18 protein-coding genes are annotated in these 19,854 nt (G+C 69.9%); 8 read left to right on the top strand and 10 right to left on the bottom strand.

Annotated elements, in window-relative coordinates:
• Nucleotides 1–10 precede the first annotated feature (10 nt).
• The gene (locus BLS95_RS25195) at nucleotides 11–1,132 is read right to left on the bottom strand and encodes a polyamine ABC transporter substrate-binding protein (RefSeq protein ID WP_090935847.1); all 1,122 of its coding nucleotides are present in this window, start codon (nucleotides 1,130–1,132) and stop codon (nucleotides 11–13) included.
• A 172-nt stretch (nucleotides 1,133–1,304) separates the two neighbouring features.
• Here BLS95_RS25195 and BLS95_RS25190 point away from each other — a divergent pair, with 172 nt between their 5' ends.
• Both BLS95_RS25190 and BLS95_RS25185 read left to right on the top strand, forming a co-directional pair.
• Nucleotides 1,305–2,435, top strand: coding sequence for a hypothetical protein (locus tag BLS95_RS25190; protein ID WP_090935845.1), 1,131 nt, complete (start codon nucleotides 1,305–1,307; stop codon nucleotides 2,433–2,435).
• Nucleotides 2,432–3,391 carry an SIS domain-containing protein gene (locus tag BLS95_RS25185; protein ID WP_090935843.1) on the top strand — a complete coding sequence of 320 codons (960 nt, stop codon included), beginning with the start codon at nucleotides 2,432–2,434 and terminating at the stop codon, nucleotides 3,389–3,391. The genes BLS95_RS25190 and BLS95_RS25185 overlap by 4 nt, the downstream gene beginning before the upstream one ends.
• 25 nt (nucleotides 3,392–3,416) lie before the next feature.
• Here BLS95_RS25185 and BLS95_RS25180 read toward each other — a convergent pair whose 3' ends face one another.
• The 4 genes from BLS95_RS25180 to BLS95_RS25165 form a co-directional block, all read right to left on the bottom strand.
• Nucleotides 3,417–3,983 carry a GTP-binding protein gene (locus BLS95_RS25180; protein WP_090935840.1) on the bottom strand — a complete coding sequence of 189 codons (567 nt, stop codon included), beginning with the start codon at nucleotides 3,981–3,983 and terminating at the stop codon, nucleotides 3,417–3,419.
• The gene (locus tag BLS95_RS25175) at nucleotides 3,964–4,278 is read right to left on the bottom strand and encodes a DUF742 domain-containing protein (RefSeq protein ID WP_245765256.1); all 315 of its coding nucleotides are present in this window, start codon (nucleotides 4,276–4,278) and stop codon (nucleotides 3,964–3,966) included. The genes BLS95_RS25180 and BLS95_RS25175 overlap by 20 nt, the downstream gene beginning before the upstream one ends.
• Before the next feature lie 66 nt (nucleotides 4,279–4,344).
• Nucleotides 4,345–4,797 (bottom strand): roadblock/LC7 domain-containing protein, encoded by a 453-nt coding sequence (locus tag BLS95_RS25170; protein WP_090935834.1) that lies wholly within the window; start codon nucleotides 4,795–4,797, stop codon nucleotides 4,345–4,347.
• On the bottom strand, nucleotides 4,794–7,388 hold the full coding sequence (locus BLS95_RS25165) for a nitrate- and nitrite sensing domain-containing protein (protein WP_090936058.1): 2,595 nt from the start codon (nucleotides 7,386–7,388) through the stop codon (nucleotides 4,794–4,796). Before BLS95_RS25165 ends, BLS95_RS25170 begins: the two co-directional genes overlap by 4 nt.
• Before the next feature lie 417 nt (nucleotides 7,389–7,805).
• On the opposite strand from BLS95_RS25165, the gene BLS95_RS25160 reads away from it, so the two are divergent.
• The 5 genes from BLS95_RS25160 (at nucleotide 7,806) to betA (ending at nucleotide 14,340) form a co-directional block, all read left to right on the top strand.
• Nucleotides 7,806–8,822 (top strand): quaternary amine ABC transporter ATP-binding protein, encoded by a 1,017-nt coding sequence (locus BLS95_RS25160; protein ID WP_342742760.1) that lies wholly within the window; start codon nucleotides 7,806–7,808, stop codon nucleotides 8,820–8,822.
• Nucleotides 8,819–10,732, top strand: coding sequence for an ABC transporter permease (locus BLS95_RS25155; RefSeq protein ID WP_090935828.1), 1,914 nt, complete (start codon nucleotides 8,819–8,821; stop codon nucleotides 10,730–10,732). Before BLS95_RS25160 ends, BLS95_RS25155 begins: the two co-directional genes overlap by 4 nt.
• Nucleotides 10,729–11,700: an ABC transporter substrate-binding protein gene (locus BLS95_RS25150; protein WP_090935825.1), complete on the top strand. Its 972-nt coding sequence runs from the start codon at nucleotides 10,729–10,731 to the stop codon at nucleotides 11,698–11,700. The genes BLS95_RS25155 and BLS95_RS25150 overlap by 4 nt, the downstream gene beginning before the upstream one ends.
• 61 nt (nucleotides 11,701–11,761) lie before the next feature.
• The gene (locus BLS95_RS25145; RefSeq protein WP_090935822.1) at nucleotides 11,762–12,700 is read left to right on the top strand and encodes an ABC transporter substrate-binding protein; all 939 of its coding nucleotides are present in this window, start codon (nucleotides 11,762–11,764) and stop codon (nucleotides 12,698–12,700) included.
• Nucleotides 12,676–14,340: a choline dehydrogenase gene (betA, locus tag BLS95_RS25140; protein WP_245765255.1), complete on the top strand. Its 1,665-nt coding sequence runs from the start codon at nucleotides 12,676–12,678 to the stop codon at nucleotides 14,338–14,340. The genes BLS95_RS25145 and betA overlap by 25 nt, the downstream gene beginning before the upstream one ends.
• A 53-nt stretch (nucleotides 14,341–14,393) precedes the next feature.
• On the opposite strand, the gene BLS95_RS25135 is transcribed toward betA, so the two are convergent.
• Nucleotides 14,394–15,155 carry a TetR/AcrR family transcriptional regulator gene (locus BLS95_RS25135; protein ID WP_090935815.1) on the bottom strand — a complete coding sequence of 254 codons (762 nt, stop codon included), beginning with the start codon at nucleotides 15,153–15,155 and terminating at the stop codon, nucleotides 14,394–14,396.
• A 96-nt stretch (nucleotides 15,156–15,251) separates the two neighbouring features.
• On the opposite strand from BLS95_RS25135, the gene BLS95_RS59110 reads away from it, so the two are divergent.
• Nucleotides 15,252–15,377, top strand: a complete 126-nt coding sequence (locus BLS95_RS59110; protein WP_281250037.1) for a hypothetical protein — start codon at nucleotides 15,252–15,254, stop codon at nucleotides 15,375–15,377.
• Here BLS95_RS59110 and BLS95_RS25130 read toward each other — a convergent pair.
• Genes BLS95_RS25130 through BLS95_RS25115 form a run of 4 tightly spaced genes read right to left on the bottom strand, consistent with a single transcriptional unit; the run spans nucleotide 15,374 to nucleotide 19,723 of the window.
• The gene (locus tag BLS95_RS25130; RefSeq protein ID WP_090935812.1) at nucleotides 15,374–15,952 is read right to left on the bottom strand and encodes a GTP-binding protein; all 579 of its coding nucleotides are present in this window, start codon (nucleotides 15,950–15,952) and stop codon (nucleotides 15,374–15,376) included. The two genes, BLS95_RS59110 and BLS95_RS25130, sit on opposite strands and share 4 nt — an antisense overlap.
• Nucleotides 15,933–16,295, bottom strand: coding sequence for a DUF742 domain-containing protein (locus BLS95_RS25125; RefSeq protein ID WP_090935810.1), 363 nt, complete (start codon nucleotides 16,293–16,295; stop codon nucleotides 15,933–15,935). The genes BLS95_RS25130 and BLS95_RS25125 overlap by 20 nt, the downstream gene beginning before the upstream one ends.
• 26 nt (nucleotides 16,296–16,321) lie before the next feature.
• Complete coding sequence (locus BLS95_RS25120) at nucleotides 16,322–16,744, bottom strand: roadblock/LC7 domain-containing protein (RefSeq protein WP_090935807.1); 423 nt, start codon at nucleotides 16,742–16,744, stop codon at nucleotides 16,322–16,324.
• Nucleotides 16,745–16,765: 21 nt separating this feature from the next.
• Nucleotides 16,766–19,723, bottom strand: a complete 2,958-nt coding sequence (locus BLS95_RS25115; protein WP_090935804.1) for a sensor histidine kinase — start codon at nucleotides 19,721–19,723, stop codon at nucleotides 16,766–16,768.
• Nucleotides 19,724–19,854 lie beyond the last annotated feature (131 nt).

Below are 19,854 nucleotides of genomic sequence, written 5' to 3'. Positions count from 1 at the left end.
CAATGACCGACTATCCGGCCGTGACTTCTTCCGACAGGCGCGAGAACTTGGTGGACGCCTGACCCAGGTCGATGATCGCCTCGCCGTCGAGCAGGTCGGCCGGCTTCACGCCGAGCAGCGAGCCCTTGGGGATCTTCACCCGCTCCATGGCGGCCTTGTTGGGCACCTTGTAGTTGATGTTCGCGGCGGCCCAGCTGTGGACCTCGGGGTCGAGGATGTAGTTGATCAGGGCGTGCGCGGCCTCCTTGTTCTTGGAGGACTTCATGATCACCATGGTGTCCACCCAGAGGTCGCTGCCCTCCTTCGGCACCACGAACCCGATGTTGCCCTTCGGGTCCGTGGTCGGGCACCAGCCGTCCCACGCCTCGGCCATGACGGACTCGCCGGCCACCAGCTTGTCACCGAACGTGGTGTCGTCGTAGGTGAGCAGGTGCGGCTTCTGGGCCATGAGGAGGTCCTTGGCCTTGGCGATCTCGTCGTCCTTGTCGGTGTTGACCGAGTAGCCGAGCGCCTTGAGCGCGGGCAGGGCCAGCCAGCGCTCGGTGGTCATCATGGTGACCTTCTTCTCGGCCCAGGGCGCGGGCTTGAGAATGTCGTTCCAGCTCGTCGGCTTGGCCTTCACCAGGTCGGTGCGGTAGCAGATGCCGGTGGTGCCCCAGGTGTAGGGCACCGAGTACTTGTTGCCCTTGTCGTAGGAGAGCTGGGTGGCCTCCGGGTAGAGGTTGGCCAGGTTGGGGATCAGCTCGGGGTGGATCGGCTCCAGCAGGCCCATCTCGTTGAGCGCCTGGGCGTACTGGCCGGACACGAACGCCACGTCGATGCCGCTGTCACCGGGCGCGGTGAGCTTGGTCATCGCGATCTCGTTGGTTTCGTGCAGGGCGATCTTCAGGTCCTGGACCTTGAGCTTCTCCTTCACCATCTGGGGAAGCTCCTTGGGGATGTAGCCGTCCCACACCGTCACCTGGAGCGTCTGCTTCGACAGGTCCGCGTTGGGCTTGAGCTCGTCCGCCGCCGCCGGATTCGCCCCTGCTGAGCTGGTCGACGACTCACCGCCGCACGCCGCGACGGCAAGCGCGAGGCCGGCCGCCGTTACGGCGACCGGAAGACGACGGGTGAACCGGGTACGGGACACGGCCGCTACTCCTTCTGAAATTTGTGCTGTAACAGGGGTCGCGCGACCTTATCGGACACAGCAGACCAAGGCAGGAGTGTTGCAGTACAAATCAACATGAGCAAGACTTTTTATAACATTGCTACCAGGAAGTTTGGTTCGCCTGTTGAATTGGGATTCAATTCGTCGCCGGGTGATCTCTCTCGGTGAGAACCCCCTCACCGCGCGGGATCGCGGCCTCACCGCCGCCGTCCTGACGCTCATGGCGGGTGAGGTGCCGCCGCCCTTCGCCGTACGCCTGTTCCGGCCGCTGCCCACTTTCTCGCACACCCCCGGAGATCTCCACACTGGGGTCCCAGCTGAACGCGGCTTCGGACCTCATGTGGACCAGACCAACCACTCGGTGGTCGTGGGCGAGCAGGTGGTGGTCAAGTGGCTGAACCCGCCGGTGCCTCTCCCCCATCCCGCTCCCGAGATCCTCGCCCACCTCGCCGAGGCGGGCTTCAACGACACGGCGCCACCCTATGCGACACTGACGTGCGACCTTGACGGCGTGGCGCACCTGGTGGCGATCGTGACGGGCTATCTGCCGCAGGCGCGTGACGGCTGGGAGTGGTGCGTGGACGAGGCCGTGGCGGGCACGACCGCGTTCGCCCGCGACCTCGGCCGCCTGGCCGCCGACCTCCACCTCGCCCTGTCCACCCTGCCCGCTCACGACGCGGGCCGGCTCCGAGGCGCGGTCCCTCCGGTCGTGACGGGCGCGGCGGCCCGGGCGGAGTCGGCGTTGCGGGAGGCGCTGGAGCTGACGGACGGCGAGGCCGGCGCGTGGCTGGCGAGCCGGGCCGAGCTTCTCAGGCGGGAGCTGGCGGCCCTGGACACCCCCGTCACCAGCCCGCTCATCAGGATCCACGGCGACCTCCACGTCGGCCAGATCCTCAGGTGGCGCGACGGTTACGCCGTGATCGACTTCGATGGCAACCCCACAGTCGCCGACGCGGACCCCTGCCAGCCGGCCGCCAGGGACGTGGCCCAGCTCGCCACCAGCCTGGAGCACGTCGCCCAGGTGGCGATCCTGCGCCGGTCCACCCCGCCGGCCCAGGCGGCGGCCTGGGCGGCCACGGCCCGCACCACCATGCTCGCCGCCTACCGGGCCCGCCTGGCGGACCGGGACCGGCCCGACCTCCTGGACGCGACGCTGCTGCGCCCGTTCGAGGTGGAGCAGGAGTGCCGCGAGCTCATCTACGCCGCCCGCCACCTCCCCCGCTGGCGCTACGCCCCGATGGGCGTGCTGCGCACCTGGTACCCCGAGGAGAACATCACGTGAATTCTGAGCTCTTCCTGACCGACCTGGAGTCCAAGCCGGCGGCCCTGGCGGACCTCGCCGACGCCCTCCGCGCGGCGGATCCGTTCGCGGGACTGCCGCTGGACATCGGCCGGGTGCTGTTCCTGGGCATGGGCAGCTCGCGGTACGCCGCCGGGGTCGCCGCCCTGCGCCTGCGTGCCGCCGGGATCGACGCCCACGCCGAGTACGCCTCCGCGGCGGCCACGTACCCGGCCGCCAGGGACACCCTGGTCGTCCCGATCTCGGCCACCGGCGCCAGCCGGGAGACCCTGGACGCCGTGGCCCGCCACGCGGACGGCCCGGCCTTCCTGGCCGCCCTCACCAACGTCCCCGACTCCCCGCTCGCCGCGGCGGCCGACCTGGTGATCCCCATGCACGCGGGCGAGGAGGCCGGCGGGGTGGCCTGCCGTACGTTCCAGCACACCCTGGCCCTGCTGCTGGCCCTGGAGTCCCGGCTCACCGGCCGGGACCGCGACGTGACCGCCCTGATCGGGCGGGTGGCCGAGGCCACGCAGGACCTCCTGGACCGCAGGGACGAGTGGCTGCCCCTGACGCTGGAGCTGCTCGACGGCCCGCACGGCGTCTACGCCATCGCCCCCGCCGAACGCCTCTCCTCGGCCGAGCAGTCGGCCCTGATGCTGCGCGAGGGCCCGCGCCGCCCGGCCGACGCCTGCGAGACGGGCGACTGGTCGCACGTGGACGTCTACCTGACCAAGACTCTCGACTATCGCGCCCTGCTCTTCCCCGGCTCCCGCTACGACGCCCAGGCCATGGACTGGGTACGCGAGCGCGGCTCCATGGTGATCACCGTGGGCGCGGAGCTGAAGGACGCCACCGCCGCGATCCGCTACGCGCACGACGGCGACCCCGACGTGGCCCTGCTCACGGAGACGCTGGTCGCCGAACTGGTCGCCGCCTACTGGTGGTCGGGCCGGTAGGCAGGCCCGCCGGGAGCGAGACGGTTCAGTGGGTGCGGACGGTCAGGGCGTGTTCGACGAGCGTGATGAGCGTGTTCTTGACCGCCTGGCGTGCCCGCGCGTCCGTACGGACGATGGGGACGTGCGGTGAGAGCGTGAGCGCCTCCCGCACCTCGCTCTCGATGTGCGGGAACTGCCCGTTCCAGCCGTTCAGCCCGATCACGAAGGGTAAGCCGGAGTTCTCGAAGTAGTCCACGGCGGGAAAGCTGTCGGCCAGCCGCCGCGAGTCCACCAGCACCACGGCGCCGATCGCGCCCCGCACCAGGTCGTCCCACATGAACCAGAACCGGTGCTGCCCCGGCGTGCCGAACAGGTAGAGGATCAGCTCCTGATCCAGCGAGAGCCGCCCGAAGTCCATGGCCACGGTGGTGGTGGTCTTGCCGGGCGTGAGCCCGAGGTCGTCGATGCCCTCCGAGGCGTCGGTCATCACCGCCTCGGTGGTCAGCGGCATGATCTCTGACACGGAACCCACGAACGTGGTCTTCCCCACACCGAATCCGCCGGCTACGACGATCTTGGTGGAGGTGAGGCGGCTAGAGCCTGCGAAGTCCACTCAGCACCCTTTCAAGCAGGCTCCTGTCAGGCAGGCCTGCCTCGAGCTGCGGCTGGTACACCCTGACCAACCCATCCGCTTCCATATCGGCGATCAACACGCGCGCCACTCCCAGGGGGACACTCAGCAGTGCCGAGATCTCCGCCACGGAGCGGACCTGCCGGCACAGCTCGCTGATCGCGCGGTATTCCCGGGTGTAGGTAGTACCGAGTTGTGCCGATGTGGCCGACGATACCAGCGCTTCCATGGCGAGGTCCGTACGTGGTGTGGTCCTGCCGCCGGTGACGGCGTACATCCGGACGAGCGAGCTTCGCTCGGGCTCCGGCTCCCCGTTATGCCACGATGCCACCGTCTGCTCCCATCACCCTGTCCACCGGGCGCCATTACGCTGCGAGTCCATCGGGCGGGCGGACAACTCGGCCCGTACGGCGGGCGTGAGCACCTGTCCGGTCCGCTCGACCAGGATCGTCATCTGATAGGCGACCAGGCCCATGTCGCAGTCGGGCGCGGCCAGCACGGCCAGGCAGGACCCGTCACTGATCGACATCACCAGGAGCAGCCCGCGCTGCATCTCGATGAGGGTCTGGGTGACCCCGCCGCCCTCGAACACCCGCGCGGACCCCTGCGTGAGGCTGACCAGCCCCGCCGCGATGGCGGCCAGCTGGTCGGCGCGGTCCTGCGGGAAACCCCGGGAGAAGGCCATGGGCAGGCCGTCGGCGCTGACGACCACGGCGTGCGCCACGCCCGGGACCTCCTCGACGAAGCCGCTGACCAGCCAGTTGATGTCTCTGGCCGCCTGGCTCAGCTCCTTCATGAGTCCTCCTCTAGCTCGGCACGGCCCTTGCGCACGCCCTGCTGGTAGCTGGCCAGCCTGTTGCGCAGCCGATCAGGGGACGGCGGAGGAGCTTGGACGGGCGGCGGCTTCGGGTTGGCGGTGCCCGGTACCAGGTTCGCCCGTGGTGTGCGCTTGGGCAAGCCGGAGTTCGTGGTGCCGCTCTGCGCCGGCTCCTGGGCCGCTCCTGCGGCCTGCCAGCCCTGGTCGGCGGGCGAGGACCACGGCTCTTCGCGGTGGTCGGCCGTGGGCGCCGACTTGGTGAACCAGCTGCTCTCCTCCACCGCGGCGAAGATGGGCAGGAACTCGTCCTTGGACGGCGCCTGGGCCGGCGTGGCGAAGGAGGGGTACGACGGCTCGCCCGACGTGGCGAACGAGGGATACGAATCCCCCGGCGCGGACAGGTCCGGCGGCGGCAGCTCGATCGAGTGCGACTGCGACGACTGGAACCAGGACGACGGCTCGGGAGCCGCCAGCGCGCCGTCGAACGACGGATGCCCGCTGGGGAGCAAGGGCGCGACCGGCGGGGTCCCGGGGGGCGGGCCGAAGGAGGGCGCCGCCGGACCGGGCTGCCTGGGCACCCTGATCCGCTGCGCCTGCCCGGGGATCGGGCCCGGCACCTCGGTGAGCAGCATGGACGGGATCAGCACCATGGCGGTCAGCCCGCCGATGTCCTGCCGCCGCAGCTGCACCCTGATGTTGTGCCGCAGCGCCAGCCGCCCGACCACGAACAGCCCCATCCGCCGTGACACGGACACGTCCACGACGGGCGGGTTGGCCAGCCGCCAGTTGGCCTCGGCCAGCTCCTCCAGGCTCATGCCGATCCCGTGGTCGGTGACCGACAGCATCAGCGCGCCGCCGTCGATGCGGCTGCTGGAGATGACGACCTTGGTGTCCCGCGAGGAGAAGGAGGCGGCGTTCTCCACCAGCTCGGCCAGCAGGTGGACGACGTCGGTGACGGCCTGGCCGGCCACGGCGACGTCGGACTGCACCTGGATGCTGACCCGGTCGTAGCTCTCGACCTCGCCGAGCGCGGCCCGCACGACGTCCATCAGCTCGACCGGCTCGCTCCACTTGCGGGCGGCCTCCTGGCCGGCCAGGACGAGCAGGTTCTCCGAGTTGCGGCGCATGCGGGTGGCCAGGTGGTCGAGCTTGAAGAGGTCACCCAGCCTGGCGTCGTCGCGCTCGCCGCGCTCCAGCCGCTCGATCAGCGTGAGCTGCCGCTCGACCAGCGTCTGGCTGCGCCGGGACAGGTTGACGAACATCGCGTTGACGTTGCTGCGCAGCCGCGCCTCGTCGCCCGCCAGCCGGACCGCCTCGCGGTGCACCTCGTCGAAGGCGCGGGCGACCTCGCCCACCTCGTCCTTGGAGAAGATGCCGATGGGCGGGACCTCGGCGTGGACCTCGCCCTCGCGTGCCTCCCGCAGGTGCTGGACGAAGTCGGGCAGCCGCCGGCCGGCGATCTCCAGCGCCTCGCCGCGCAGCCTGCGCAGCGGTCGCACGAGCGACCTGGCCACCCCGGTCGTGATCAGCAGGACGGCCACGAGCAGTGCCAGCACGACCATGGCCGTGATGATCGCCCGCTGCCGCTCGTCGGCGCTGAGCGCCTCACTGCGCGCCACGATGCCCTGGGCCTGGCGCTGCTCGATCCCGCGGATGGAGTCGACGACCACGGTGGAGGCGTCGAACCATTCCCTGGCGTCGTCCCTCCTGGACAGGTCGAGGCCGCGTAGCGGCAGCCCGTTCGTGGCCCGGATCAGCACCAGCTCGCGCAGGAACAGCATGCGGTCGGCGGATCTGCCGTTGACGGCCTCGTCGAAGAGGCGGCGCTCCTCGGCGGTGGCCTCGGTGGCGAAGCCGCGGCGCTCGTTGGCCTCCTTGGACTGCTCGCCGAGGAAGCGCTTGAGCTGGTCCTGGTCGAAGGCTCCCCCGACCAGGACGACGGTGACCAGCGCCTGCTGGTAGGAGACGCTCTCCTTGACCCGGGCCAGCGCGTCCAGCATGCGGGTCTGGCGGAACAGCTCGTCGTCCGTGCTGCCCACGACCAGCTCGTTGTGCGTGGACAACAGGTCGCCGATGACCGTCGTGTAGAGCTCGACCGCGGGTCCCGCCAGCAGGCTGGCCTTGAGCGCCTGCTCGCGCAGGCCACCCAGGTCGTCCAGGCGGCTGAGCAGGTTCTCGATCTGGTCCTCGGTACGGCCGGTGACGTCGTTCAGCAGGGGCCGCGCGATGCCGCGTACCCGGTCGGCGGCCTCGTCCACCAGGTCCATCTGGGCCTGCACCTCGCCCAGCCCGTTCGCCGGGCGGCCCCGCGCGATGAACCACGCGGTCATGGCCCGCTCGGCGGACACCAGGTGGGTCAGCTCCCCCAGCTCCGCGGTGAGGCGGGCGAACTGGTTGGTACGCGCGTAGTCGCCCGCGGCGGACATCGAGGAGAGCACCTGGATCCCACCCAGCAGCACGGCGGCGGCTGTGGGGATCAGGATGAGGGCGATGAGGCGCGCGCGGACGCGCCAATTGCGCAGGCGCCAGTTGCCTTCACTGGCCTGCCTCTCGCCCAACTCTGTACTCACCGAACACACCTCGCCCGAATCGGCGTATATGAGGGGGCTGTGACTCCTTGGAGAAATCAGCAAGTGCGGGTAATTGGAACACATCCCATGAAGAGGAGGCTACCCGAACATAACGCGACAGAATTTACGCCATGTGACTCCTGGGAGAGAACCTGGAGCTCCATCTGTGGGGGCTATCGCGCGTGAAATAAACCCCCAACAAGAGCAATGTCCGGATATGAGAGGTTAGCTCGTTCCAAAGCACGTAACGCCTGAGGCGCACCCCGATCTCCGGAAGGTCACAGCGTTGAGATTTCCGGGATTCCGGACATATGTTGAGCGACGTCAATCGAGGAGGCGGGTGTGGGGGTTTCTCCCGACAGCGCGGCAATCGCTGTTGCGGGTCTTTGGAAGATCTTCGGATCCCGGGCGCGAAAGGTGCTGGACAGCGACGACAGACTCCTCGACCCTGCCGCGCTGAGGGAGAAGACCGGCTGCACCGCCGCCGTCCGTGACGTGAGCTTCGAGGTACGCCCCGGCGAGGTCTTCGTGGTCATGGGCCTGTCGGGCAGCGGCAAGTCCACCCTCGTACGCTGCCTCACCCGGCTCGTCGAGCCCACCGCCGGCGAGATCAGGATCGGCGGTGAGGACATCGGCGCCGCCTCCCCCACCCGGCTGCGCGAGATCCGACGCCACCGGGTCAGCATGGTCTTCCAGCACTTCGGCCTGCTGCCGCACCGCAAGGTGATCGACAACGTGGCCTACGGCCTGGAGATCCAGGGCGTCGCCAGGACCCCCAGGCACGCGCGGGCCGCCGAGATCCTCTCCCTCGTCGGCCTCGACGGCTACGCCGAGGCCTACCCCGACCAGCTCTCCGGCGGCATGCAGCAGCGCGTGGGCCTGGGCCGGGCGCTGGCCGTGGAGCCGCAGGTGATGCTGTTCGACGAGCCGTTCAGCGCGCTCGACCCGCTGATCAGGCGCGACATGCAGGCCGAGGTCATCCGGCTGCACCGCGAGGTCGGCAAGACGATGGTGTTCATCACGCACGACCTGTCCGAGGCGCTCAAGCTGGGCGAGCGGATCGCGATCATGCGGGCCGGCGCGATCGTGCAGCTCGGCACGGCCGAGGAGCTGGTGGGCGCGCCGGCCGACGACTACGTGGCCGACTTCGTCCGCGACGTGCCCAGGAGCAACGTGCTGACCCTGCGCTGGCTCTGCCGCGACCCCGAGCCCGGCGAGCCGCTGGACGGTCCGGCGCTGCCGGTCACCACGATCATCAAGGACGCCGTCGGGGCCGCCTCCGCCTCCTCCCGGCCGATCCGGGTCGTGGCCGGCGATGAGCTGGTGGGCGTGGTGGACCGGGTGGACCTGCTGAGCTTCCTGTCGGGCGCGGACACCGGAGCGGGCGCGCGGAACGGCACCGCCCTCACCCGAGCGCCGCGGGCGGGCACATGAGCACGACGGCCGTCAGCACGCCCGCCGGGCTGCGGTTGCCGAAGTGGGCGGCCCCGGCCGGGGTGGCGGCGCTGTTCGTGGTGGCGTACCTGGTCTTCCGCGGCACCGGGACGCTGCCGCACGACAAGGAGGCGCCGCAGTTCCTGGCCGTCACCGACCTGCGCGAGTGGATCGACGACCACCGCAACGACAACCCGCTCTTCCTGTACTTCCTCAACTACATCCGGCTCTTCGTCGGCTCCCTCTACGACCTGTTCCAGACCGTCATGTACGCGCTCGGCTGGCCCGGCCTCATCGGCGTCATGGGCGCGCTGGCCTGGCTGGCGGGCGGCTGGCGCACCGGCACACTGGCGATCGCGGGGGTGAGCGCGTTCGGCGTGCTGGGGCTGTGGCAGTCGAGCGTCGACACGCTGGCCCTGGTCGGGGTCGCGGTGCTGCTGTCGCTGGCGATCGGCATCCCGCTCGGCGTCTGGGCCGGGCTGTCGGACCGGGCGCGCCGGGCGATCACGCCGGTGCTGGACGTCATGCAGATCATGCCGACGTTCGCGTACCTGGCGCCGCTCGCGCTGTTCTTCCACATCGGAGCGCCGGCCGGGGCCATCGCGACCATGATCTACTCGATCCCGCCCGCCATCCGCATCACCGCGCTGGCCATCTCGCAGGTCTCCCCCACGGCCGTCGAGGCGTCCGCCTCGCTGGGCGCCACCCGCTGGCAGACGCTGTTCAAGGTGCACCTGCCGCTGGCCAGGCCCACGATGGCGCTGGCGGTGAACCAGACCATCATGATGGCCCTGTCCATGGTCGTCATCGCGAACCTGATCGCGGCCCCCGGCCTGGGCGGCGAGATCCTCGGCGGCCTGTCGCGGGCGCAGGTCGGCATCATGCTCCCGGCCGGTGTGGCCATCGTGATCATGGCCGTGGTGCTGGACCGCACGCTCACAGCCGTGGCTCACAAGGAACCGCACGCGAGGATCGGGCGCGGCGACCTCGCCGTCGCGGGCGTGCTGGCGGTGGCCGGGCTCGCGCTCATCCCCGTACTCCCCCGGACCTGGCCGGAGAACCTCACGGTCAACTTCGTGGCCCAGGTGAACGACGCCGTCCACTGGGCCGAGAGCAACTGGTACGCGGTCACGACGTTCATCAAGGACCTCGTCTCCCACTCTCTGCTGAACCCCCTGCAGGCCCTGCTCACCTCGGCCCCCTGGTGGCTGGTCGCGCTGGCGGTGCTGACCGTGGCCTGGCGGGTGAGCGGCGTGCGCCCGGCCCTGACGGCGCTGGGCTGCCTGCTGGCCATCGCGCTGCTCGGCACCTGGGAGCACGCCATGCAGACGATGACCACGGTCGCCGTCGCGGTGCTGGTCACCCTGCTGATCGGCCTGCTGCTGGGGGTGGCGGCGGCCCGCTCGCCGCGCTTCTCCGCCGTGCAGCGGCCCATCCTGGACGCCGCCCAGACCATGCCGGCCTTCGTCTACCTGCTGCCGGCGCTGGCGCTGTTCGGGACCACCCGGTTCACCGCGATCTTCGCCTCGATCATCTACGCCGTGCCACCCGTGGTACGCCTGGTCGAGGACGGTATCAAGGCGGTGCCCGGCACCGTCGTCGAGGCCGCGACCGCGGCCGGCTCCACCCGGGGCCAGCTGCTGTGGAAGGTCCAACTCCCGATGGCCAGGCGGGCGATCCTGCTCGCGGCCAACCAGGGCATCGTCATGACCCTGGCCATGGTCGTGGTCGGCGGGCTGGTGGGCGCGGGCGCGCTCGGCTACGACGTGGTCGTCGGGTTCTCCCAGCGGACCGACTTCGGCCTGGGCCTCGTCGCGGGCATCGCGACCGTGCTCCTCGGCGTCATGCTCGATCGCATCACGCAAGGCGCCGACAGGCGCCCTTCCCCCCGAAAAAGGAAGTTCATATGAAGATTCGCCTGCTCGCAGGCCTGCTCGCCCTCGGGCTCGCCGCTGTGGGCTGCGGCGGAGCCACGGTCGACACCGCCGGCTCCAGCTCCGCGCCACCGCAGGCGGGCGCAAGCAGCGCCGCCGCCGGCACCGTGAAGATCGCGATCAACCCCTGGGTGGGGTACGAGGCCAGCGCGAACGTCGTCGCCTACCTGCTCAAGAACGAGCTCGGCTACAACGTGGAGATGCCCGAGATCAAGGAGCAGCTCTCCTGGGAGGGCTTCGAGACCGGCGACGTCGACGTCATCATCGAGAACTGGGGCCACCCGGACCTGAAGAAACAGTTCATCGAGGAGAAGAAGGTCGCGGTCGAGGCCGGCTCCACCGGCAACAAGGGCGTCATCGGCTGGTACATCCCCAAGTGGATGGCCGACGAGCACCCCGACATCACCGACTCCAAGAACCTCAACAAGTACGCCGACCTGTTCAAGACCTCGGAGTCGGGTGACAAGGGCCAGCTACTGTTCGGCGACCCGTCGTACGTCAGCAACGAGGAAGCCCTGATCAAGAACCTCAAGCTGAACTACAAGGTCGTCGTCGGCGGCAGCGAAGCGGCCCTGATCAAGAGCGCCCAGCAGGCGCAGGAGCAGAAGAAGCCGCTGCTGTTCTACTTCTGGGACCCGCACTGGCTGTTCAGCGACATCGAGCTGGCCCGGGTCAACCTGCCCGCCTACACCCCGGGCTGCGACGCCGACCCGAAGAAGGTCGCCTGCGACTACCCGGAGATGGACCTCGACAAGATCGTGAGCAAGAAGTTCGCCGACACCGGCGGCAAGGCGTACGAGCTGGTCAAGAACTTCTCCTGGACCAACGAGGACCAGAACGCCGTGTCCGACGACATGACCAACAACGGCATGACCGGCGAGCAGGCCGCCAAGAAGTGGCTGGACGCCAACACCGCCAAGTGGCAGGCCTGGATCCCCAAGTGACCCCGTCTCGGCCGCGGGCCTCCGGGGACCTCCCGGGGCCCGCCGCCGTGGAGACCTCATCATGACCCCACCGAAGACGCTCGTCGGGCCGCTGGTCGCGGCCCTGTTGCTGACCGCCTGCTCCAGCGGGGAGCCCACAACGACCGCCAGGGCCAAGGGCACCGTCAACATCGACATCCACGCCTGGGTGGGCTACGAGGCCCAGGCCGCCGTCATGGCCTACCTGCTCAAGCACGAGCTCGGCTACGAGGTGAAGACGCGCACCATGAAGGAGGCGGACTCCTGGAAGGACTTCGAGTCCGGAAAGGTCGATGTGATCGTGGAGAACTGGGGTCACAACGACTTGAAGCAGGAGTACATCGAGAAGCGGAAGGTGGCGTTGTCGGCCGGACTCACCGGGAACAAGGGAGTGATCGGCTGGTACGTCCCTGAGTGGATGGTCAAGAAATATCCAGACATTACGGACTACCGAAACCTGAATAAGTACGCCCGCCTCTTCCGGACCGAAAAGTCCGGAAATGCCGGACAAGTGCTGGACGGCGATCCGACATTCGTCACCAACGACGAGGCTCTCGTCAAGAACCTGGGGCTCAATTACCGGGTCGTCTACTCCGGTAGCGAGGACGCGTTGATCAAAGCCGCCGAGGCCGCCACGAAGAACCGCAGGCCGCTGCTCATGTATTTCTACGAGCCGCAATGGCTGTTCACGAAGGTCAAATTGGTGAAGATCGCGCTGCCTGCCTACGCCGTGGGCTGCGACAACGACGCGGCCAAGGTCGCCTGCGACTACCCGCCCTACCTGCTGGACAAGATCGTCAGCCGGCGGTTCGCGGAGACCGGCGGGCCGGCGTACGAGCTGGTGCGCAACTTCAACTGGACCAACGACGACCAGAACAGCGTCGCCAGTGACATGATCAACGAGAGGCTGCCCGCGGAAGAGGCGGCGAAGCGCTGGGTGGACGAGAACGAGATCGTGTGGAAGGACTGGATCCCGCGTTGAGGTTCGACTACGTGATCGTCGGCGGCGGCTCGGCCGGCTGCGCCCTGGCCAACCGGCTGAGCGCCGACCCGTCGACGTCGGTCCTGGTGCTGGAGGCGGGCCGGCCGGACTACCGGTGGGACGTCTTCATCCACATGCCGGCCGCGCTGATGTTCCCGATCGGCAACCGCTTCTACGACTGGAAGTACGAGTCGGAGCCCGAGCCGTTCATGGACGGCCGGCGGATCTACCACGCCCGCGGCAAGGTGCTGGGCGGCTCCAGCAGCATCAACGGCATGATCTTCCAGCGCGGCAACCCGCTGGACTACGAGCGCTGGGCCGCCGACCCCGGCATGGAGAGCTGGGACTACGCGCACTGCCTGCCCTACTTCAAGCGCATGGAGAACTGCCTGGCCGACCCCGGCACCGACTTCCGCGGCGGCGCGGGGCCGCTGAAGCTCGAACGCGGCCCGGCCCGCGGCCCGCTCTTCGACGCCTTCTTCGCGGCGGTCCAGCAGGCCGGCCATCCGCTGACCGACGACGTGAACGGCTACCGCCAGGAGGGCTTCGCCGCCTTCGACCGCACCATCGATCGTGGCCGCCGGCTCAGCGCGGCCCGCGCGTACCTCCATCCGGTGCGCCGGCGCCGCAACCTGCGGATCAGGACCCGGGCGTTCGTCGAGCGGATCCTCTTCGACGGGACCCGGGCCGTGGGCGTGCTCTGCCAGGGGGAGCGGATCGAGGCGGGCGAGGTCATCCTGTGCGGCGGCGCCGTCAACACCCCCCAGCTGCTCCAGGTCTCCGGGGTCGGCCCGCGGGCGCTGCTGGAGCCGCTGGGCATCGAGGTCGTGCACGACCTGCCGGGCGTCGGCGAGAACCTCCAGGACCACCTGGAGGTCTACGTCCAGCACGCCTGCAAGCAGCCGGTCTCGCAGCAACCGTCGCTGGCGATGTGGCGCCGCCCCTTCATCGGCGCCGACTGGCTGTTCTTCCGGCACGGCCCCGGGGCCACGAACCACTTCGAGGCGGGCGGCTTCATCCGCTCGAACGACGACGTGGCCTATCCCAACCTGATGTTCCACTTCCTGCCGATCGCGGTCCGCTACGACGGCTCGGCCCCGGCGGGCGGCCACGGCTACCAGGTGCACATCGGCCCGATGTACTCCGACTCCCGGGGCTCGGTCCGCGTCACGTCCGCCGATCCGCGCCAGAAGCCCGCGCTTCGCTTCAACTACCTGTCCACAGAACAGGACCGCCGGGAGTGGGTGGAGGCCATCAGGCACGCGCGGCAGATCCTCGCCCAGCCGGCCTGGGCCGACCTGGACGCCGGCGAGCTGTCACCGGGCCCCGGTGTGGAGACGGACGAGGAGATCCTGGCCTGGGTGGCCCGCGACGGGGAGACCGCGCTGCATCCCTCCTGCACCTCCAGGATGGGGGTGGACGAGATGTCCGTCGTCGATCCCGGCACGATGCGCGTCCACGGGCTCGACGGCCTGCGCGTCGTGGACGCCTCGGCGATGCCCTACGTCACGAACGGCAACATCTACGCCCCGGTCATGATGCTGGCTGAAAAGGCCGCCGACCTCATCCGGGGCGACACCCCGCTGCCCCCCGAGCCCGTGGAGTTCCACCGGCACCAGCGGCCGGTCGTCTCCGACTGAAGTGAACTCCGTCGCGCGGCGTTCGGGGCGGGCGCGGAGGCGGTGAGCCGCCGTCATCGGCGGCTGTTCACCAAGGCCTCGACGCCGTCGAGCACCCGCTGCAGGCCGAACTCGAAGGCGTGGCCGGGGTCGTAGGCGGCGTTGAACGCCTCACCGGCCGCCCGGCCGACCCTGGCGGCCGTGGGGAAGCGGGTGGCGTCGGAGATCATCGCGAGGAAGGGCGCGTGCGAGCTCCACCACTGCTCGTCGGTCATGCCCGTCCGGCTCTCGGCCTGCTCGGCCTCCACCGCGCCCCGGGCCGCCCCGTGCACGAAGCCGCCGACCAGGGTGATCACCGAGTCCATCTCCACGTCCGACAGGCCGATGCCGTCCACGGCACGCAGCTCGTAGTCGTATTTCGCGGTGAAGTTGGGGCCGAGCACCGGGCGGCTCGCCGCCACCTGCAGCAGCCACGGGTGGCGCCGGTAGAGGGCCCAGTTCTCCCTGGCGATCTGCTCCAGCCGGGCCCGCCAGCCGCCCGGCACGTCCTGCGGCCTCGCGGTCTCGCCGTAGACGGTGTCCAGCATGACGTCGAGCAGCTCCGGCTTGCCCGGCACGTACGTGTAGAGCGACATCGTGCCCACGCCCAGCCGCTCGGCCACCCGGCGCATGGACAGCGCCGCCAGCCCCTCGGCGTCGGCCACCTCGATGGCGGCCCGCACGATGCGATCGACGCTCAGCTCCGGCCTGCCCTTGCGGCTGGCCCGCTCGCTGGTCCGCCACAACAGCGCCAGGCTGCGCGCCGGGTCGCCCTTGCCCGAATACTCCACGGTCACAGTGCGTACGGTACACCGTACGCCTCAGCCGCCCGACAGCGCCCGCTCGTAGGCCGGCAGGGTGTCCACGAACATCCGCCGCTGCTCGGGCGTGACATGTACGCCCGGCAGGCCGCCATCGATCCGGCCTTCGCCGCGTACCAGGAGGGGACGGACCGCATCATCCCGGTCGTCGCGCTCTACCCGGAGGACCGACCGGCCCGCGAGAATGCCCCGGGCTAGTGCACCGGCGCGGCGCGCAGGCGTACGACGTGCTCGACCAGCGAGATCAGCGTCGCCTTGACCGACTCGCGGTTGCGGGCGTCGGTGCGTACGATCGGCACGTACGGCGAGAGCGCCAGCGCCTCCCTGACCTCCTGGTCGGAGTGCGGGAACTGCCCGTCCCAGCCGTTGATGCCGACCACGAACGGCAGCTTGGCCTCCTCGAAGTAGTCGATGGCCGGAAAGCTGTCGGCCAGCCGCCGGGTGTCGAGCAGCACCACGGCACCGATGGCGCCCCGCACCAGGTCGTCCCACATGAACCAGAACCGGTGCTGCCCGGGGGTGCCGAACAGGTAGAGGATCAGGTCGCGATCGAGCGACAACCGGCCGAAGTCCATGGCCACGGTGGTGGTCTGCTTAGTCGGCGTCATGGCGAGGTCGTCGATGCCAGCGGACGCGTCGGTCATCACCGCTTCCGTGGTGAGCGGGAGGATCTCGGACACCGCCCCCACGAACGTCGTCTTGCCGACGCCGAAGCCGCCCGCCACCACGATCTTCGTCGAGGTGAGCCCGGGGCTAGAGCCTGCGTAGTCCACTGAGCACCCTTTCGAGCATGTTGAGGTCTGGCTGCCCCTGGCTGAGGTGTGGCTGGTGCAGGCGGACGAGCCCTTCGTCTGACATGTCCGCCACGAGCACCCTGGCCACACCCAGCGGGACGCGGAGCAGGGCCGAGATCTCGGCGACCGACCGGAACGTCCTGCACAGCTGCATGATGGCCGCCTGCTCTGGGGTGAGCATGGCCATCTCGTCGTCCGGGATCGACATCGACGAGATCAACGTCTCCATCGCGAGGTGATAGCGCGGCTCTGCACGGCCGCCCGTCACCGCGTAAGGACGGAACAGGGGCTCCTCTTCCTCTGTCCCGTCAGCGCCGTACACGGCCCGCTCCCATCAGTTCCATCACATCACCGAGTCCTGGCCGCCTGCAGTTCGGCGCGCAGGGCCGGCGTGAGCGCCTGTCCCGCTCTGTCCACCAACAAGGTCATCTGGTAGGCCACCAGGCCCATGTCACAGTCCGGGCCCGCCAGCACCGTGAGCACGGAGCCGTCGCTGATGGCCATGACCAGGAGCAGGCCGCGCTGCATCTCGACGACGGTCTGCGTCACCGCGCCGCCCTCGAACACCCTGGAGGCTCCCACGGTCAGGCTCAACAGGCCCGCCGAGACCGCGGCGAGCTGGTCCGCCCGGTCCGGCGGGAACCCTTCCGAGGTCGCCAGGCACAGGCCGTCCGCCGACACGACGACGGCATGCGCGACTCCGGGCGTGTTGCGTACGAAGTCGGTGATCAGCCAGTCGAACTTGTTCGCCTCATAGCTAAGGGTTGTCACGCATCCTCCCCGACGGGACGCTCACTCACTCTGTTCCTCCTGTCGACGTACTTCCTGGCGGCCCCGTCGCACGCCCTGCTGATAGCTGGCCATCCGGCTGCGCATCCGGTCCGCTGAGACCGGAGGCGCCGGCGACTGCCGTTGCGGCTGCTGTTGCTGCTGCGCGGGCTGACTCGCCGAGCCGGGAACCAGGTTCGCCTTGGGGGTGCGTTTGGGGAGCCCGGCGGCGGTGACGCCGCCGAGGCTCGGCTCACTGGCCGCGGCCGCCGCGCGCCAACCGGCGTCGGCGGCCGTCCGCCAGGCTTCCTCCCCAGAGGGTACGGCCTGCGCGGACCGCCCCTCACCTCCGTGATGCGGCTGCGCGGGCCCCACGGCCGGATCAGCGGCCGGCTCGGCCGGCTCCGCGGGCGGCCGGCGGAACCAGGCCGACTCCACCGCGGCGAAGATCGGCAGGTATTCCTCCCGCTCCGGCTCCATCGGCGACACCTCGACCGAGGGCGGCGGCTCCGGCACGCGCACCTCGTTGGTGCCGTACGAGGGCGGAGACTGGAACGCGCCATTTCCGGATGCGAAAGAGCCCGTGCCCGGGTACGAGGGGTAGGCCCCGGAGTCGAACGAGGCTTGTCGCCTGCGGTACGAGCCGCCGTCGGTGTCGGCGGTGAAGCCCTGGAGCCCGCGCCCTGAATCGGTGTTGAACGTCCCGAACACCGGCCGGGGCGTGCCCGGCGCGCTGTCGAACGTGCCCTGGCCACCCGGCCCGCTGTCGGGGGTCCCCGGCCCCTCCGGCCGGCTGTCGAACGTGCCGGGCCCGCCCTGGCCCTGCTGCGTGGCCGGTGGGGTCTCGAAGGGCAGCGAGGGGGCGTTCCCTGGCCGCGGCCGGGTGCCGTCGAAGGAGTCGAAGCTGCCGAACGACCGGAACGTACCGTTCTGGACCGGCGGTCCCGCCTGGCTGGGCACGGTCCCGCCGCCGAACGCCGGCCGCTGCGGCATCGGCTGCTGCGTGCCGTCGCTGGTCAGCCTGGGCGGCAGCAGCACCATGGCGATCAGCCCGGCGCCCTCGCCCCTCCTGAGCTGCACCCGGATGCCGTGGCGCAAGGCCAGCCGGCCGACCACGAACAAGCCCATGCGCCGGGAGACCGACACGTCCACCACGGGCGGCTCGGCCAGGCGGCGGTTGGCCTCGGCGAGCTCGTCCTCCGTCATGCTGATGCCGGTGTCGCTGATCGACAGCAGCGCGCCGCCGCCTTCGACGAGACTGCTGGTGACGTGGACCTGGGAGCTGCTCGGGGAGAACTGGATGGCGTTCTCGACCAGCTCGGCGACCAGGTGGACCAGGTCGTTCGCGGCGCTGCCCAGTACGGAGGTGCCGCGGTGCACCTTGACCTGGACCCGCTCGTAGCCCTCGACCTCCGACAGCGCGGCGCGTACGACGTCGACCAGCTTGGCCGGCTGGCTACGCCGGCGGGTGGCCTCGTGGCCGGCCAGGACGAGCAGGTTCTCGGAGTTGCGGCGCATGCGGGTGGCCAGGTGGTCAAGCTTGAACAGGTCGGACAGCCGGGCGCCGTCCTGCTCGCCCTTCTCCAGGCCGTCGATCAGCGAGATCTGCCGCTCGACCAGCGTCTGGGTGCGGCGTGAGAGGTTGACGAACATCGAGCTGATGTTGCTGCGCAGCTCGGCCTCCTCGCCCGCCAGCCGCACCGCCTGCCGGTGGACCTGGTCGAAGGCCCTGGCGACCTCGCCGATCTCGTCGTTGCCCTTGACCTCGATCGGCTGCACCTCGCCCGCGCCGGCCTCGCCGCTGACCCGGAGCCGGCGCACCACGTCGGGCAGCCGGAAACCGGCGATCTCCAGCGCCTCGGTGCGCAGCCGCCGCAGCGGGCCGACCATGGACCGGGCGATGACCACGGTGAGCACCAGCACGATCAGCAGCAGGGCCAGGATCACGCCGCCGATGATGGCCGCGCTCTGGATCTCGGACTGGCGCAGCTCCTGGCCGCGCAGGTTCACCTTGTCGGCGAGCTCCCGCTCCAGGCCGTGCAGCACGTCGATACTGGCGGTGTTGTCGTCGAACCACTGCTCGCGGCTGCCCGTGGCCGAGATCAGGTTGTCGGTGATCCGCGCGCCCGGCGCCCGGCCGCTGGCCAGCGTGATCGCGCGGGACTTGGTCAGCTGGACGTTGATGTACTCGTTCTTGGAGGTGAGCAGCTTGGACAGCTCCGTGCCCGCCTCGACGCCGGCCTCCGCGCCGACGGTGGCGATGTCGCTCTGCTGGCGGGCGTTGGAGGCGATGAAGAGCTCGACCTCCTTGGCGTCCACCCGGTTGGGGTTGTACGAGGCCTGCAGCAGCTGGACGCGCTGCCGGGAGATCTCCTCCTTGGCCGCCGCGAGCGCGCTCAGAGCGCGGAACTGGCCGATGATCTCGGAGTCGTCGGACAGCAGGCTCAGCTCGTCGTGCAGCTTGAGCAGGCTGTCGGCGAGCAGGTCGTAGCGGCTGGTGTCGGCCTGGCCCTCGGTCCTGATCTTGGCCAGCCGGCTCAGGTCGTACCTGGCCTGCTCGACGGCTCTGACGACCCGCGGGCCGTAGGAGTCGTCCAGCAGGTCGAAGTCGGAGTTCACGGCCTTGGTCAGGGTGTCGACGGCCGCCTCGCGCTCCTTGAGCGGCCCGGCGAGCGTCTTGCGGACCGCGCGTGAGGCGCCGATCCAGCCGCTGGTGTCACGCTCCAGCCCGAGCGCCTGCACGAGATCGCGGATGCGGCCGGCCACCTCGGCCGCGGTGGCCGTCCGGTCGTAGGCGGCGATGCTGTCGACCGAGGCCACCACCCGTGCTCCCCCGAGCACGACGCCGACGATGGTCGGCACCAGGATGAGCGCGGTGAGCCGCCACCTCACGCGCCAGTTGCGCAGGCTGAGTCGTGGCAGCGACCGCTTGCCGCGGTCCCGTCTGGCGGCGTGGCCGCTGTCCGAGTTCGCCGTCGTCACTGCTACCGCAACCCCTCAATCATCCCGTCCCGCAACGGGTCCTCAAGCCGTCCACAAGGTATCCGGAGCTCCCGACTTAACCGGCAATTCGGGCACAATCGTTACAAATGTGACCGGCAGTCGTGTGCCTT

The sequence above is a fragment of the Nonomuraea jiangxiensis genome (assembly GCF_900099965.1).
Lineage (GTDB): Bacteria > Actinomycetota > Actinomycetes > Streptosporangiales > Streptosporangiaceae > Nonomuraea > Nonomuraea jiangxiensis.
The sequence above is the reverse complement of the archived record's forward strand: the minus strand, read 5'-3'. Positions and strand labels throughout refer to the sequence as shown.